This window comes from Herbaspirillum sp. LeCh32-8 (assembly GCF_017814915.1).
Classification (GTDB): domain Bacteria; phylum Pseudomonadota; class Gammaproteobacteria; order Burkholderiales; family Burkholderiaceae_D; genus Herbaspirillum.
Window position 1 is genome coordinate 23,030 of the sequence record NZ_JAGIPZ010000005.1, and the last position, 16,812, is coordinate 39,841.

Here is a 16,812-nt window from a genome sequence, read left to right on the forward strand (position 1 = left end):
TGATTGTTCTTATTGCGTTGACACTGTAGTGCAATCGACTTTCTTTTACGATATAAATGCCGGAATGGACTTCATTGATTTCATGAATATCGCAGGTGCCGGAGATTTCCCATGATCGAGCCGCGCGACCTCGACCTCAACCTGCTGGTGGTGTTCCAGGAGGTATTCCAGGAACGCCGGATCTCATCCGTGGCGCGCCGGCTCGGACTGTCGCAGCCGGCAGTCAGCAATGCGCTGGCGCGGCTGCGGCGCAGCTTCGGCGACGAGCTTTTCGTGCGCACCGCGCAGGGCATGCAACCCACCCCCTTCGCCGAACACCTGGCCGAGCCGGTCGCCGCTGCGCTGCAGCAGGTGTCGCGCGCGCTGAACCTGCAGGAGGGATTTTCCGCTCAGGCCAGCCGGCGTCACTTCACCATCGCCATGACCGATGTCGGCGAGGTCTACTTCATGCCGGCGCTCATCGAGACCTGTGGCCGGCTCGCGCCGGGCGTGCGCATCAGCACCGTGCGGGCCGGCACGATTGACCTCAAGAGCGAGATGGAAGCGGGCCGCGTGGATCTGGCCATCGGCGCGTTCGACAACATCTCCGGCGCGCTCTACCAGCGCCGGCTGTTCCGCCAGAACTACGTCAGCATGTTTCGCGTCGGCCACGCGCTGGACCAGAAGGGGGACATCACGCTCAAACAGTTTCTTGCCGCCGAGCATCTGATGGTGTCGTCGCTGGAAAGCCCTTACGATCGCATCAACCAAAACCTGGAAAAGGCCGGCGTGCTGCCCGGCGTGCGCTTTCGCGTGCCGCACTTCACCGCGGTGCCGTATATCGTCAGCACCACCGAGCTGGTGGTGACCGTGCCGCGCAAGCTGGCCGAGAGCGCGGCGGCGCCGTTCGGACTGCGCTACATCAAGCCGCCGTTGCGCCTGCCTTCATTACAGACCAATATTTTCTGGCATCGCCGTTACAATCAGGATGAAGGCAACCAATGGCTGCGCGGATTCATTTCAGAACATTTCGCCGAATAAGCCGCTTGCGGCAAATCGAAAAGGACACGGCATGAAGATCTACCGCGACTACACCCGCGAAGAGCTGGACCGGCAATACAACGCCAGACTGGCCATCCCCGATTTCCAGGACTATTTCGACCGCTTTGCGCGCGAGGCGCTGGCCGTGCGCGAAGCCCATCCGCACCTGGCGGACGTGCCTTACGGCGAAGATCCGCTGCAGACCTTCGACTTCTTCCCGGCCGGCGCCAACGGCCGTCCGCTGCTGGTGTTCATCCACGGCGGCTACTGGCGCTCGCTGGACAAGCAGCAGTTCAGCCACCTGGCCAAACCCTACCTTCAGGCCAACATCAACGTGGCGCTGATCAACTATCGGCTGGCGCCGCAGGTGAAACTGGGCGACATCGCCGCCGACTGCGCCCGCGCGCTGCGCCAGCTGTACGCCAAGTCGGGCGCGCTGGGCTTTGACGCCGACGCCATCTGGCTGATGGGCCATTCGGCCGGCGGCCACCTGGCCACGCTGGTGGCGGCGCTGGGCGCGCTGCCGGTACGCGGCATCTGCGGCCTGAGCGGCCTGTACGACCTGGAGCCGATCCGCCTGTCCTACCTCAATGAAGTGCTGCACCTGTCGCCCGGCGACGCCGCGCAGGCCAGCCCGCTGCTGCTGCCGCTGCCGGACGACGCCTGCGCGCTGCTGTTCACGGGGGCGCTGGAGTCGGACGAATTCCGCCGCCAGCGCGACACCTACGCCGCCAGCCTGCGCCAGTCCGGGCACCAGGTGACGGTGGACGCCGTGCCCGGCGCGCATCACCTGAGCATCATCGACGCCGCCGCCGATCCCGCCAGTGCGGTGAGTCGTGCGATGCTGGGCTTGATCCTGGCCTGAGGCCGGCGAACGCCGAAGTTTCCCTCGGAGCAACATTGCGCTGCGGCGGCACCACGACGGGGTCGTCGTGACGCAAAATAAGCTCAAACGCCAATCATTATCATTTACTTCCGACCTATAATGGTTGGTTGCCTACGGTCGCCCATTGCTTTCATGCAAGTGCGCCGGACGGCTCACCGCGGCACACCCCAACAACAAGATGCGGCCGGGCCCAAGCCTGCCGCGCATCCACGCAGCGCCAACAGCATGTTCAAGAAGATCTGGTTCCAAATCCACTGGTTCATCGGCATCACCGCCGGCACCATCCTGATGACCATCGGCGTGTCCGGCGCCCTGCTCGCCTTCCGCGAGGAGATCATGGACGTGCTCAGCCCGGGCGTGATGCATGTCGCCGTACGCGAGCAGCAGGCGCTGACGCCGCAGCAGCTGCTGGAGAAAATCCGCAGCGCGGAACCGGAGCGCCGCGTCACCTCGATGACCATCAGCCCGCAAGCCGGCGCTTCGGCGCGCGTGGTATTCGCACCGCCGCCGGGCGTGCGTCGCGGTGAAGCGCGCTACGTTGATCCCTACACCGGCGCGGTGCTGCCGCCGCCGACCGGGATGGAGTTCTTCGAGATCACCGAACGCTTCCACCGCTGGCTGCTGCTGCCCACCGAGATCGGCAAGATCGTGCTGGGCACGCTGGGCCTGGCGCTGCTGACGCTGGCGCTGTCCGGCCTCTACCTGCGCTGGCCGCGCCGGCCGCTGTCGCTGCGCGCCTGGTTCAAGCTGGACTTCCAGCTGCAGGACCGCTCCTTCCTGTGGAACCTGCACTCCATCATCGGCACCTGGCTACTGGTGATGTACGTGATCTTCTCCATCACCGGCACCTACTGGGCGCTGGACTGGTTCAAGCAGGGCATCAACACCCTGGCCGGCGAAGCTCGCCCGGCGCAGGCGCAACGCGCCGGCGGCAACAAGCCGGCCGGCGAACACGGCCGCAAGGACAAGGACGGCGGCAAGGAAGACGCCGCGCCGCCGCTGGAGCTGACGCAAGTCTGGCAAACCTTCCTGGCGCAGGCCCCGCATTTCGAGAACGCCCAGCTGCGCCTGCCGGAGAAATCCACCCAACCGGTGCAGATCTTCTTCCTCGGCGAAAACGCGCCGCATGAACGCGCACGCAGCCGCATGGTGGTGCTGCCGCAAACCGGCGAGGTGAAGCAGCTGGAGCTGTATGAAGCCAAGAGCTTGGGCGGCAAGGCCATCGCCGCCATCTACCCGCTGCACATGGGCACCTTCTTCGGCCTGCCGGGACGCATCGTCATGGCGCTGGCCAGCCTGTTGATGCCGCTGTTCGGCATTACCGGCTGGATGCTTTACCTCGACCGCCGCCGCAAGAAGGCCGCCTTGCGCGCCGAACGCGCCGCGCTGGCGCAGGTACCAACAGCAGGCAGGGCGCAAGCGCAGGCCGCCAATGAAGCAGCGGCGCGCGGCCCCTTCCTGGTGGCCTACGCCTCGCAAGCCGGCCAGGCCGAGCGCGTGGCGCTGCACACTGCGGCGCTGCTGCGCCAGTCCGGCGCCGAGGTGACGCTGCAGTCGCTGGCGCGCATCACCCCGGAGAAACTGCGCCATCATCCGCGCATCCTGTTCATCGCCAGCACCTTCGGCGAAGGCGACGCTCCCGACAGCGCGCGCGCCTTCGAACGCCGCATGCGCATGGCGGCCGGCGAATCGCTGGCGCATGTGGAATACGCGCTGCTGGCGCTGGGCGATCGCGGCTATGTGAAGTTCTGCGGCTTCGGCCACACGCTGGATCACTGGCTGCGCAACCGCGGCGCCAAGCCGCTGTTCCCGCTGGTGGAGGTGGACCGCATGGAGCGCGCCGCCCTGCAGAAGTGGGAAAGCCTGCTGGCCGCGCACGATGTGCTCGACGCCGACGTGGTGCAGCGCCAGGCCGATGCGCCTGCAGCACCGACAGACGCCTGGCAGCACTGGGCGCTGTCCGAGCGCCTGCAGCTCAACCCGGGCAGCCAGGGCGCGCCGATCTTCCATATCGAACTGCGCCATGCCGCTGAGGCAGCCGCCAACGACGGTGCCTGGCAGCCCGGCGCGCTGGTCGAGGTATTGCCGCGCCACGCACCGGATCGCATCGCCCTGCTGCTGCAACGCCTGCGCCTGGACGGCGAGGCCATGGTGGACAAGGACGGCGCGCGCAGCACCCTGCGCGAACTGCTAGCCCGCAGCGTGCTGCCGGTAACGCATGCCGGCGCCGATGCCCAATCCCTGGCCGACACCCTGCAACCCCTGGCCGCGCGCAGCTACTCGGTGGCGTCGGTGCCGCAGGACGGCGCGGTGCACCTGCTGGTGCGCCAGGCGCGCCACGAGGATGGCCTGGGCCTGGCCTCGGGCTGGCTGACCGAATACGCCGAAGTCGGCGCCGCGCTGCAAGTGCGCCTGGTTGAAAACGCCAACTTCGCGCCGGCCGCAGGCGACGTCCCCGCCATCTTCATCGGCAACGGCTCCGGCATGGCCGGCCTGCGCGGCCATCTGCGCGCGCGTGTGCACGCCGGCCATGCGCGCAACTGGCTGCTGTTCGGCGAGCGCAACCGCCGCCACGATTTCCTGTATCAGGAAGAACTGGAGCAATGGCTTGCCAACGGCAAACTGGCGCGCCTGGACCTGGCCTTCTCGCGTGACCAGGGCGAGCGCGTCTACGTGCAGGACCGCCTGCGCGAAGCCGCCGACGAGTTGCGCAACTGGATCGCCGACGGCGCCGTGCTGTATGTCTGCGGCAGCCTCGACGGCATGGCCGCCGGCGTCGACGCAGCGCTCACCGAGGTGTTGGGCGAGCAGGCGCTGGAAGACCTGATCGAACAGAACCGCTATCGCCGCGACGTCTACTGACGCAGCAAGAGATCTGCGGATGCGTCCATCGCGGCGCATCCGCGAGCTCTGCCAAACATCTCATATCTTCTCCTGCGCCCACATTCGCGTGCGTATTTCTCTCCCGCATCTCCGTCCTTCATCGCCGCTGTCGTCCTTGCAACACCCGTCGCGCCTTCCTGTAGGCAGCTCCCGCTTTCCCCTGTAGGAATTCGCCGCTTCCGGCCGATCGCGCGTCGGGCGCGAAAATTTGCGGCATATACTCAGCCCGACAGCGCCAACAATATCGGCTCGCCCGGCACCTTCGTCGACCGACGGCGCACAACCGAGACACGTCATGAACACGTTCGCTTCAATAAAAAATACAAGCCGAACCGGCACGCATGCCGCGCTGCTTGCGCTCATCCTGCTCTGTACGCTGCTGGCGGGTTGCGGCTCGCTGCCCACCATCGTGCCCGATATGGACACGCAGTCGGCCCGCAGCATCGAGATGAAGGGCGGGCGCGGCGTGCTGTCCGAGCAGCAGACCAAGGGCATCCTCGACAAGCTGCGCCAGCAGAACGCCGACAACACCCTGCTTGACCGCCACCTGGCGGTGGAAGGCGCGGTTACCGGCTCGCCGCTGGTGACCGGCAACAAGGTCACGCTACTGATCGACGGCCCCGCCACCTACGCCTCGATGACGCAGGCGATCCAGGCGGCGCGCTATCACATCAACATGGAGACCTACATCATGGAAGACGATGAGGTCGGCCGGCAGTTCTCGGACATGCTGATCGGCATGCAAAAGAAAGGGGTGCAGGTCAACCTGATGTATGACAGCGTGGGCGCGATCAACACGCCGCGCGCCTTCTTCCAGCCGATGATTGACGCCGGCGTCAAGGTGCTCGAATACAACCCGCTCAACCCCACGCAAACGCGCAAGGACTGGGCCGTGAACCAGCGCGACCATCGCAAGCTGCTGGTGGTGGACGGCAAGATCGCCTTTGTCGGCGGCATCAACATCAGCAGCGTGTATTCCAGCGGCTCCTTCGGCAAGCGCAAACGCAAACCCGAACTGGATGCGGACGGCGACAAGATCCCCTGGCGCGATACCCAAGTGCGCATCGACGGCCCGGTCGCGCTGGAATTCCAGAAGCTGTTTATCGACACCTGGAACAAGCAGCGCGGCCCCGACCTGGGCAAGCACAATTACTTCCCCAAAGTGGCTGCGGCCGGCAGCGAGATCGTGCGCGCCATCGGCAGCTCGCCGGACGATCCCTACAGCGTGATCTACGCCACCTTCATCTCGGCCATCCACCACGCCGAATCGTCGATCTACCTGACCAACGCCTACTTCGTACCCGACCCGCAGCTGCGCGACGCCCTCAAGAGCGCAGCCAAACGCGGCGTGGACGTGCGCCTGCTGCTGCCGTCCAAGAGCGACTCATCGCTGGTGCTGTACGCCTCGCGCTCGTTCTACCAGGAACTGCTGGAGGCCGGCGTGCGCATCTACGAACGCCAGGACGCGTTGCTGCATTCCAAGACCGCCATCATCGACGGCGTGTGGTCCACCGTCGGCTCGACCAACCTCGACTGGCGCAGTTTCGTGTTCAACCAGGAAATCAATGCCGTGATCCTCAGCCCGCAGTTCGGCGTGCAGATGAAAAACATGTTCGACCGGGATCTTGGCGCGTCCAAGGAAATCACACGGGAAGAATGGGAAGCACGCCCCGTGAGCGAGCGCATGAAGGAATTCGGCGCCAGCGTGTGGGCGCGCCTCCTGTGAGTTCAGGAACGCCGGAAACGTCGGGATTTCAAGGAGATGCTGTTGCGATCGCGCTTTATTTCATTTTTCGCTTTATTGCTGGCGCTTGCCCTGCAAGCGGCGTGCGCGCAGGCTGAGCCGCTGGCCGGCCCGACCGGCCTGAAGAACCGTTATGAAGAGCTGCAAGGCGAACTGGCGAGCAACCAGTTCAAACGCCCGATCTACCTGAACTCCAGCGAGGGCTCGGGCGCGGTCAAGGGCGACATCTACGCGGTGCTGCCCTATCCGTTCGCGCAGGTGCGCGAAGCGCTGGGCACGCCGGAGAACTGGTGCGACATCCTGATCCTGCACCTCAACACCAAGTACTGCCGACTGTCCGCGCCGCAGGGCAAGACCCTGCTGCGCATGCATGTGGGCAAGAAGATAGAGCAGGATCTGTCGGACACCTATCGCGTCGACTTCAACTATCGCGGCGGCGCCAACGGCGCCGACTACCTGTCGTCGACGATGCAGGCCGACAAGGGCCCGCTGGACACCAGCGACTATCGCATCCAGATCGAGGCCATTCCCTTGCCCGAGGGGCGCTCCTTCCTGCACCTGACCTACTCCTATTCCTACGGCATGGCGAGCAAGCTGGCGCTGCGCGCCTACCTGATGACGGTGGGGCGCGACAAGGTCGGTTTCACCATCGCCAAACGCGGCGCCGGCGGCGAGCCGCAGTACGTGGACGGCACTCGCGCCACGGTGGAGCGCAACACCATGCGCTACTACATGGCCATCGACGCCTACCTGGCCGGCCTGGTCGCGCCGCCCGAGCAGCGGCTGGAAAAGCGGCTGGAAACCTGGTTCGCCGCCACCGAACAATATCCGCGCCAGCTGCACGAAGTGGATCGCGCGGCCTATCTCTCGATGAAGCGCAACGAGTATGCGCGCCAGCAAAAGCCTGCCGAGTAGCATCGGGAAAATTGCAGGGCGAAAAAAAAGAGGAAACGCCGGGCGTTTCCTCCACGTACTGCTCACCACTACCACATACTCCTCAATGACCGGCGAAGCCGGGGCTCAATCGCCCTCGCCCATCGTTGCGGATCACATCATTACTTGAGCGTCAGCACCCACTTCACCAGCTCGCGGGCTTCGGCTTCAGTGACCTGGCCCTTGTTGGCCGGCATCGGCACCGCGCCCCAGACGCCGCCGCCGCCGTTGAGGACCTTCTGGGTCAGCTTGGCTTCGGCGTCTTTCTGGCCGGCGTATTTCTTGGCCACGTCCTTGAAGGCGGGACCGACGATCTTGTTGTCCACCGAGTGGCAGGCCATGCAGTTCTTGGACTTGGCCAGTTGCGGGTTGGCCAGCGCCTCGGCGGAAATGGCCGCTCCGGCGACCAGGGTGGCGATCAACAACAGGTATTTCATGGGGGCTCCTCAGCATTCGGTGAACGGCGGAGCGCGCTGGAAACGGCGCGCGCAAGTCCGCAGGCGGTGCCTATTCTACCTGCCTTACCATCCCCGGCATTATCGGCCGATGCTTATATCTGTCATAGATCAAATCCCATGTCGATAAATCGGCTCGCGCATCAAAAAGCCCGCGGGGGCGCGGGCTTGCGTGCATTCTCCAGCAGCGTGCAGGCGTTCAGCCGGTGACTGCTCCCTTGCTGGCGGTAGAGGCCAGCACGGCGAACTTGGCCAGCACGCCGCGCGTGTATTTCGGCGCCGGCTGCTTCCAGGCCGCGCGGCGGCGGGCGATCTCTTCCTCCGGCACGTTGAGCTGGATCAGCTGCCGGTGAGCATCGATAGTGACCGAGTCGCCCTCGTTGACCAGCGCGATGGTGCCGCCGACAAACGCCTCGGGCGCCACGTGGCCCACCACCATGCCCCAGGTGCCACCGGAGAAGCGGCCGTCGGTGATCAACCCGACCGACTCGCCCAGTCCCTTGCCGATCAGCGCCGAGGTCGGCGCCAGCATCTCCGGCATGCCGGGGCCGCCCTTGGGGCCGAGGTAGCGCATCACCAGCACGTCGCCGGGCTTGATCTGGTCGGCCAGGATGGCGTCCATGGCGCTGTATTCGTCGTCGAACACGCGCGCCGGGCCGGTGATGACCGGGTTCTTCAGGCCGGTGATCTTGGCCACGCACCCCTCGGTGGCGAGGTTGCCCTTGAGGATGGCGAGGTGGCCCTGTTGATAGAGCGGCCGGTCGATCGGATGGATCACGTCCTGATCAGTGCGTAGCGCCGGGATGTCCGCCAACTCTTCGGCCAGCGTCCTGCCGGTGATGGTGAGGCAGTCGCCGTGCAGCAGGCCTGCATCGTTGAGCACCTTCAACACCGCCGGGATGCCGCCGGCCCGGTGCAGGTCGGTCGCCACGTATTTGCCGGACGGCTTCAGGTCGCAGATCACCGGCACCTTCTGGCGCATGCGCTCGAAGTCGTCGATGCTCCACTCGACCTCGGCGGCATGGGCGATGGCCAGGTAATGCAGCACCGCGTTGGTGGAGCCGCCGGTGGCCATGATCAGCACCACGGCGTTCTCGATGGACTTGCGGGTGATGATGTCGCGCGGTTTGATGTCCTTCTTCACCGCCTCCACCAGCACGCGCGCGGACTCGGCCGAGGAGCCGTCCTTCTCGTCGTCCGGATTGGCCATGGTGGAGGAATACATCAGCGCCATGCCCAGCGCCTCGAACGAGGACGACATGGTGTTGGCGGTGTACATGCCGCCGCAGGAGCCGGTGGAGGGACAGGCGTTGCGCTCGATGCCGTCGAAGTCTTCCTGCGACATGCGCCCGGCCGAAAATTCACCGACCGCCTCAAAGGCGGAGACGATGGTCAGGTCCTTTCCCTTCCACTTGCCCGGCTTGATGGTGCCGCCGTAGACGTAGATGCCCGGCACATTGCTGCGCGCCAGCGCGATCATGCCGCCCGGCATGTTCTTGTCGCAGCCGCCGATGACCACCACGCCGTCCATCCACTGGCCGTTGACCGCGGTCTCGATGCAGTCGGCAATCACCTCGCGCGAGATCAGCGAATACTTCATGCCCTCGGTGCCCATCGACATGCCGTCGGAAATGGTCGGCGTGCCGAACACCTGCGGATTGGCGCCGGCATCGCGGATCGCCGCGATCGCCACGTCGGCCAGCTTCTGCAGCCCGGCGTTGCAGGGGGTGATGGTGGAGTGACCGTTGGCCACGCCGATCATGGGATTGTCGAAGTCGCCCTTTTCATAGCCCAGGGCGTAGTACATGGAGCGGTTGGGGCTGCGCGAGACGCCCTCGGTGATGTTCCTGGAACGGCGGTTGTATGGCATGGCTGTCTCCTGGTGATGATCTCGGGTGCGGCGTGAAATCCTCCGGGTTCGGCCAGGGGCGGCGCTGGCGGAACCCTGCCCTGCCTGACTTTTTCTTGATTGCTTCTTGATTGTTATGGCGCCGGCAAGGGGTTCTGGCTCCGGCCAGCTTGCCTTGCGGGCTGCGGGGTGTCAAATATATTATTCGTTCCAGACTAATTCGCATCCGATATCAATCCATGCCTCCATCCATCTCCGAAAGCCGCCTGGAACTGCGCCAGCTGCGCTACTTCGCTGCCGTCGCCGAGGAGAAGCATTTCGGCCGCGCCGCCGTGCGACTTCACATGACGCAGCCGCCGCTGTCGCAAGCCATCGCCGCGCTGGAAGAGATGCTGGGCACGCCGCTGTTCCTGCGCACCAAGCGCAGCGTGGCGCTCACCGCCGCCGGCGTCGCGCTGCTGCCGGAGGCGCAACGCATCCTGCAGCAGGCCGCGGCCCTGCCCGACCTGGCGCGGCGCGCGGCCAGCGGCGCCTCGGGCCTGCTGTCGCTGTCCTTCATCTCGACTGCCGACTACAGCATCCTGCCGCCGCTGTTGCAGCGCTTTCGCGCGCGCTATCCGCAGGTGCAGATCGACCTGCGCGAAGCCACCACCGACATCCAGCTGGACGATCTGATGCAAGGCAAGATCGACGCCGGCCTGCTGCTGCCGCCGCTGCCGGAGAAGGCCGCGGCGGTGCTGGACTTCCGGCCGGTGCTGTCCGAGCCGCTGATCGCCGCCCTGCCCGAAGGCACCGCGCGCGGGCGCGGGCCGGTGTCGCTGAAAAGCTTGCGCGAACTGCCGCTGATCATCTTCCCGCGCCGCATCTCGCCGGCCTTCCACGACACCATCCTGTCGTGCTTTCGCGATGCGGGCGTGACGCCCCACATCGGCCAGGAGGCGATCCAGATGCAGACCATCGTCGGCCTGGTGTCGGCTGGCATGGGAATGGCGCTTGTGCCACAATCGGTGTCTAACCTGAAGCGCCCCGGCGTGGATTACCGGGCGCTGTCGGACGCCGCGCCGGAAATCCAGACCGGGCTGGCGTGGCGACGCGACAGCCAGTCCACGGTGCTGCGCGCCTTCCTTGAATTGCTGCAACCCTCTTCCTGAATTTCTGACCGTCCCGATTCCCAATCCGCCGCGCGCCGAACTTGCGCCGCGGCCGATGCTCAAACCGCCTCAGAGCCCAACAACAGAAAGATCAAACTCATGCTGATTCACCCCATGCCCAATCCGATCGCGATGCAGATCGGTCCGCTGGCCGTCCACTGGTATGGACTGATGTACCTGCTGGCCTTCGCCCAGTTCATCCTGCTGGGCCGCCAGCGCATCAAGCAGCCGCACATCGCCGCTGCCGGCTGGAAGAAGGAGGACCTGGACGACATGCTGTTCTACGGCGTGCTGGGGGTGGTGATCGGCGGCCGCCTGGGAGAGATCCTGTTCTACAACCCGGCCTACTACTTCGCCAACCCGGCCGACATGATCGCCGTGTGGAAAGGCGGCATGTCCTTCCACGGCGGCTTCCTCGGCGTGATGCTGGCGATGTGGATCTGGGGCCGCAAGCGCGGTCACCAGCTGATGGACATCATGGACTTCATCGCGCCGATGGTGCCGCTGGGCTACGCCGCCGGCCGCCTGGGCAACTTCATCAACGCCGAGCTGCCGGGCCGCCCGGCCGACCCGTCGCTGCCTTGGGCCATGATCTGGCCCAACGTGGACAACATCCCGCGCCACCCCTCGCCGATCTACCAGATGCTGGTGGACGGCATCCTGCTGTTCATCATCCTGTGGTTCTTCGCCCGCAAGCCGCGCCCGCGCATGGCGGTGGCCGGCATGTTCTCGCTGCTGTACGGCTGCGCGCGCTTCTTCACCGAATACTTCCGCACGCCCGACTACGAGGTGCATTTCGCCGGCGTCACCATCTCGGCCGGCCAGATGCTGTCGGTGCCGATGATCGTGCTGGGCATCGTGCTGCTGGTGATCGCCTACCGCAACCCGCAGCAAGCCAAACCGTCGGCGCAGGTTCAGTAGTCTTAAAGACGCAAAACGAAACGGGCGGTACCAGTTGCGGTACCGCCCGTTTTTATTTCTCCGTCGCTCCTGCGAAAGCAGGAGCCAAGTAACGTTGCGTGGGGCATTCAACGCAGGCTGAACGACGCTGGATCCCTGCTTTCGCGGGGACGACGAGTCACTCCGGTCTAACGTATGTCGCGTGGCCAGACAAAACGGGCGGTGCCATGACGGCACCGCCCGTTTTCATTTCCCGGTCGCTCCTGCGAAAGCAGGAGCCCAGTGACGTTTGCAACGCATCCGCCATCGGCTGACGACACTGGGTCCTGACCTTCGTCAGGACGACACATGGGAGGAAGCTTCAACCCTCCGCCGTTCAAGACCATCTCCAACCTGTCGTCCCGGCGAAGGCCGGGATCCAGCGGCGTTGGTCATGCCTCGACGGCAGCTCTACGACGCTGGGTCCCTGCTCTAGCAGGGACGACGAATCGCCCGACCGGCTTACGCCTTCTTCAGCGCGCTGGCGGCGCGGGCCAGCTCGGTGATCTTGTCCCAGTCGCCGGCTTCGATCGCCGCCTTCGGGGTCAGCCAGGAGCCGCCCACGCAGACCACGTTCTTGCAGGCCAGGAACTGCGGCGCAGTCTCTTGCGTGATGCCGCCGGTCGGGCAGAAGGCGACGTCGCCCAAGGGACCTGCGATGCCGTTCAACATGCCCACGCCGCCGGCCGGCACGGCCGGGAACAGCTTCAGCTGGCGGAAACCGGCTTCGCGCGCGGCCATCACCTCGGACGGCGTCATCACGCCCGGCAGCAGCGGCAGGCCGCTGCTCTTAGCGGCTTCGATCAGCGCCGCGGTCAGGCCGGGCGAGACGCCGAAGACGGCGCCAGCGTCGCGCGAGGCGGCGAACTCTTCCGGCGCGGTCAACGTGCCGACGCCGACGATGGCGTCAGGCACCGACTCGGCGATGGCGCGAATGGCCGGCAGGCCGTGCTCGGTGCGCAGCGTGATTTCCAGCACGCGGATGCCGCCTGCGACCAGCGCCTTGGCCAGGGGAACGGCGTGCTCGAACTTGTCGATCGCGATCACCGGGATGACCGGCGAGGCGCGCATGATTTCCAGTGTGGTCTTCATACTGTTGTCTTCTCTTTCTCTTTGATGGGAGGCAGGCCGAAGGTGGCGCCGCCTTCTTCCGCCGTACCGACGGTGTTACGGAACATGGCAAACAGCTCGCGACCCATGCCGTGCTGGTTGTCGAACAGGTCGCTCACGTCCTGTTCGCGCTTGTCCCATTCGTCCTGCGGCACCAGCGCTTCCAGCACGCCGGCTTCGGCGTCCAGGCGGATCATGTCGCCATCGCGCACGCGGCCCAGCGGACCGCCACCCAGCACTTCGGGCGTGACGTGGATCGCGGCCGGCACTTTACCCGATGCGCCCGACATGCGTCCATCGGTGACCAGTGCGACGTGGCGGCCCTTGTCCTGCAGGATGCCCAGCGCCGGGGTCAGCGCGTGCAGTTCCGGCATGCCGTTGGCGCGCGGGCCCTGGAAGGTGATCACGGCGACGAAGTCGCGGTCCAGCTCGCCGGCCTTGAAGGCAGCCATGAAGGCTTCCTGCGAGTGGAACACCACGGCCGGCGCCTGCACCGCACGGTGCTCGTGCTTGACGGCCGAGATCTTGATCACGGCGCGGCCGAGGTTGCCCTGCAACAGCTTCAGGCCGCCGTCGGCCGAGAACGGCTTGGCCACCGTGCCCAGCACGCCGTCGTCGCCGCTCACTGCAGGCACATCCTGCCAGGTCACCTTGCCGACCTTGCCTTCCGGCACGTCGCCGTCCAGCATCGGTTCCTTGCAATGCTGGCGCAGGCCCTGGCCGAGAATGGTGGTGACGTCGTCGTGCATCAGGCCGGCGTCGATCAGCTCGCGCAACACAAAGCCGGTGCCGCCGGCGGCGTGGAAGTGATTCACGTCGGCGGTGCCGTTGGGGTAGATCTTGGTGACCAGCGGCACCACGGCCGAGAGCTTGTCGAAGTCGTCCCAGTCGATCACGATGCCGGCCGCCTTGGCGATGGCCACCAGGTGCAGCGTGTGGTTGGTGGAGCCGCCGGTGGCGTGCAGCGCAACGATGGCGTTGACGATGGCCTTCTCGTCGATCATGCGGCCCACCGGGGTGTATTGCGAACCGAGGTCGGTGATCTTGGCGGCCTGTTTGGCGGCGGCCGCGGTCAGCGCGTCGCGCAGCGGGGTGTTGGGGGTGATGAAGGCGGCGCCCGGCAGGTGCAGGCCCATCGCTTCCATCAGCATCTGGTTGCTGTTGGCGGTGCCGTAGAAGGTGCAGGTGCCGGCGCCGTGGTAGGACTTGGACTCGGCCTCCAGCAGCTCGGCGCGGCCGATCTTGCCGGCGGTGTAGAGCTGGCGGATCTTGACCTTGTCGCTGTTGCTCATGCCGCTGGTCATCGGGCCGGCCGGCACGAACACCGCAGGCAGATGGCCGAAGTGCAGCGCGCCGATCAACAGGCCCGGCACGATCTTGTCGCACACGCCCAGGTACAGGGCGGCGTCGAACATGTTGTGCGAGAGCGCGATGGCGGCGGCCATGGCGATGGCGTCGCGCGAGAAGAGCGACATTTCCATGCCGGTCTGGCCTTGCGTGACGCCGTCGCACATGGCGGGCGTGCCGCCGGCGAACTGCGCCACGGCGCCGGCTTCACGTGCGGCGTCTTTCAGAATCTGGGGGAAGCGCTCGAACGGCTGGTGCGCCGAGAGCATGTCGTTGTAGGCCGAGACGATGGCCAGCGACGGCGCCTTGTCTTCTTTCAGCTTCAGCTTGTCGTTGGCGGGGAAGGCGGCGAAGCCGTGCGCCAGGTTGGTACAGGCCAGCGCGCCGCGCTGTGCGCCCTTGCGGCGGGCCGCTTCCAGTCGTTCGAGGTAGGCGGTCCGGTAGGGACGGCTACGTTCGGCGATGCGTCGGGTGACGCTGGCTAAGGTAGCGTTGAGAGGCATTGTCGGTTTCCTGTTAGCGTTAACAATGTAATTTTACTACACAATTTTCAACGAATGAAATCATACACTTAGATCAACGGGATGCAGCGCAGCAGTGCGTTTTTTCATTGGCACTCCAAAAACTGCGCAAAAGCCTTATCAGTCTGCATTACAAGGCTTTTCCGGCGAACGAACGGACTTGTCACGGCCGCGTCATAAACTGTAGTGAAATTACCATTCAATCCGCATTTGATGTATAGTCTGGCCGTCGCACCAAGAATATTTGCCGCGGCCGCAGGCGCAAAACCTTGCTGCCCTCAGACGCAAGCCGCGCTCGCCAACAGACTGAAGACACATGCATACCACCGCCCTGACCGACACGGCCGCCTTCAAAGCTCTGCAGCAACATCATCCCAAGGCCGTCAGCTGGCACATGCGCGATTTGTTCGCCGGCCAGCCCGACCGCTTCGAGCGCATGTCGGTGCGCGCCGCCGGCCTGCTGCTGGACTACTCCAAGAACCGCATCGAATCCGACACCCTGTCCCTGCTGATGAGCCTGGCGCGCGAACGCGGCGTCGAGGCCCTGCGCGACGCCATGTTCGGCGGCGGGAAGATCAACTTTACCGAACATCGCGCGGTCTTGCACACTGCACTGCGCACACCGGCCGGTGCCTGTACCGTGCAGGTGGATGGACAGCAGGTCGGCCCGGACGTTCAAGCGGTGCTGGCGCATATCAAGGACTTCTCCGAACGCGTGCGCAGCGGCGAGTGGCGCGGCCACACCGGGCGCGAGATCACCGACATCGTCAACATCGGCATCGGCGGCTCCTTCCTCGGCCCGCAGATGGTGTGCACCGCGCTGCGCCAGTACGCCCATGCGCGCCTGAAGACCCATTTCGTCTCCAACGTCGACGGCCATGACTTGGACGAGGTGCTGTCGCGGGTTGATCCCGAGACAACGCTGTTCATCGTCGCCTCCAAGACCTTCACTACGCAAGAAACCATGCTCAACGCCCGCTCGGCGCGCGCCTGGTTCCTGCGCTACGGCAGCGAGGCCGACCTGGCCCGCCATTTCGTGGCAGTCTCCACCAATGCAAAGGAAGTGGCCGCGTTCGGCATCGATCCTGACAACATGTTCCCGTTCTGGGACTGGGTCGGCGGCCGCTACTCGGTGTGGTCGGCGATCGGCCTGTCGATCGCGCTGCTGATCGGCTTCGACAACTTCAGCGGTTTTTTGGCCGGCGCCCACGAGATGGACCGCCACTTCCTGGAAGCACCGCTGGAATCGAACATGCCGGTGATCCAGGCGCTGATCGGCATCTGGAACCGCAACTTCTTCAACAGCGAGTCGCTGTCGGTGGCGCCCTATCACCAATGGATGCGCTACTTCCCGGCTTACCTGCAGCAGCTGGACATGGAGAGCAACGGCAAGCGCATCACCCGCGACGGCACGCCGGTGGGCGTGGCCACCTGTCCCTTCATCTGGGGCGACGTCGGCACCAATGGCCAGCACGCGTTCTTCCAGTTGCTGCACCAGGGTACGGACGTCACGCCGATCGATTTCATCGCCGTGCTCAAGCCCTCGCACGGCATCGCCGAGCACCACGATGTGCTGCTGGCCAATTGCTTTGCCCAGTCGGAAGCCTTCATGCGCGGCAAGGACGCCGCCGAGGTGCGCGCCGACCTGGAGAAGCAAGGTCTCGATCCGGCGGAACTGAACGTGCTTTTGCCGCACAAAACCTTCGACGGCAACCGTCCCAGCAACACCATCCTGCTGCCCGAGCTGACGCCGTCGGCGTTCGGCTCGCTGATCGCGCTGTATGAGCACAAGACCTTCGTGCAGGGCGCGATCTGGGGCATCAACAGTTTCGACCAATGGGGCGTGGAGCTGGGCAAGGTGCTGGCCAAGACGATCCACGGCGAGCTCAAGGCCGAGTCCGACCCGTCCCTGCATGACGCCTCGACCAACGCGCTGATTGCCCTGGCGAAACAGGCGCGTTCGCAGTAAGCGCA

General features: G+C 65.3%; 12 protein-coding genes. 8 read left to right on the forward strand and 4 right to left on the reverse strand.

Annotation, left to right across the window (positions count from 1 at the left end; translation table 11 throughout):
* The first annotated feature begins 111 nt into the window (after positions 1-111).
* From J8I26_RS10960 to J8I26_RS10980, 5 genes are all read left to right on the forward strand, one after another.
* Positions 112-1,020 carry a LysR family transcriptional regulator gene (locus J8I26_RS10960; RefSeq protein WP_209607061.1) on the forward strand — a complete coding sequence of 303 codons (909 nt, stop codon included), beginning with the start codon at positions 112-114 and terminating at the stop codon, positions 1,018-1,020.
* A 31-nt stretch (positions 1,021-1,051) separates the two neighbouring features.
* A complete protein-coding gene (locus J8I26_RS10965; protein WP_209607064.1) occupies positions 1,052-1,885 on the forward strand; it encodes an alpha/beta hydrolase in 834 nt (277 codons plus the stop codon).
* 246 nt (positions 1,886-2,131) lie between these two features.
* Positions 2,132-4,768 (forward strand): sulfite reductase flavoprotein subunit alpha, encoded by a 2,637-nt coding sequence (locus J8I26_RS10970; RefSeq protein ID WP_209607066.1) that lies wholly within the window; start codon positions 2,132-2,134, stop codon positions 4,766-4,768.
* A 316-nt stretch (positions 4,769-5,084) separates the two neighbouring features.
* Entirely contained in the window at positions 5,085-6,515 is a 1,431-nt protein-coding gene (cls, locus tag J8I26_RS10975) for a cardiolipin synthase (RefSeq protein ID WP_209607068.1), read from the forward strand.
* Positions 6,516-6,557: 42 nt separating this feature from the next.
* Positions 6,558-7,448, forward strand: coding sequence for a hypothetical protein (locus tag J8I26_RS10980; RefSeq protein ID WP_245200266.1), 891 nt, complete (start codon positions 6,558-6,560; stop codon positions 7,446-7,448).
* Positions 7,449-7,588: 140 nt separating this feature from the next.
* Here the strand turns inward: J8I26_RS10980 and J8I26_RS10985 are convergent, their stop codons facing one another.
* A complete protein-coding gene (locus J8I26_RS10985) occupies positions 7,589-7,903 on the reverse strand; it encodes a c-type cytochrome (RefSeq protein ID WP_209607072.1) in 315 nt (104 codons plus the stop codon).
* Positions 7,904-8,120: 217 nt separating this feature from the next.
* Complete coding sequence (gene ilvD, locus J8I26_RS10990; RefSeq protein WP_209607074.1) at positions 8,121-9,791, reverse strand: dihydroxy-acid dehydratase; 1,671 nt, start codon at positions 9,789-9,791, stop codon at positions 8,121-8,123.
* 218 nt (positions 9,792-10,009) lie between these two features.
* Here ilvD and J8I26_RS10995 point away from each other — a divergent pair, with 218 nt between their 5' ends.
* Entirely contained in the window at positions 10,010-10,921 is a 912-nt protein-coding gene (locus J8I26_RS10995; protein ID WP_209607076.1) for a LysR family transcriptional regulator, read from the forward strand.
* A gap of 99 nt (positions 10,922-11,020) precedes the next feature.
* On the forward strand, positions 11,021-11,842 hold the full coding sequence (lgt, locus tag J8I26_RS11000; RefSeq protein ID WP_209607079.1) for a prolipoprotein diacylglyceryl transferase: 822 nt from the start codon (positions 11,021-11,023) through the stop codon (positions 11,840-11,842).
* A 480-nt stretch (positions 11,843-12,322) separates the two neighbouring features.
* Here lgt and J8I26_RS11005 read toward each other — a convergent pair whose 3' ends face one another.
* Positions 12,323-12,952: a bifunctional 4-hydroxy-2-oxoglutarate aldolase/2-dehydro-3-deoxy-phosphogluconate aldolase gene (locus J8I26_RS11005; protein WP_209607081.1), complete on the reverse strand. Its 630-nt coding sequence runs from the start codon at positions 12,950-12,952 to the stop codon at positions 12,323-12,325.
* Positions 12,949-14,820 (reverse strand): phosphogluconate dehydratase, encoded by a 1,872-nt coding sequence (gene edd / locus J8I26_RS11010; RefSeq protein ID WP_209607083.1) that lies wholly within the window; start codon positions 14,818-14,820, stop codon positions 12,949-12,951. Before edd ends, J8I26_RS11005 begins: the two co-directional genes overlap by 4 nt.
* A gap of 334 nt (positions 14,821-15,154) precedes the next feature.
* Here edd and pgi point away from each other — a divergent pair, with 334 nt between their 5' ends.
* Positions 15,155-16,807 (forward strand): glucose-6-phosphate isomerase, encoded by a 1,653-nt coding sequence (gene pgi, locus J8I26_RS11015; RefSeq protein ID WP_209607085.1) that lies wholly within the window; start codon positions 15,155-15,157, stop codon positions 16,805-16,807.
* Positions 16,808-16,812: the final 5 nt, after the last annotated feature.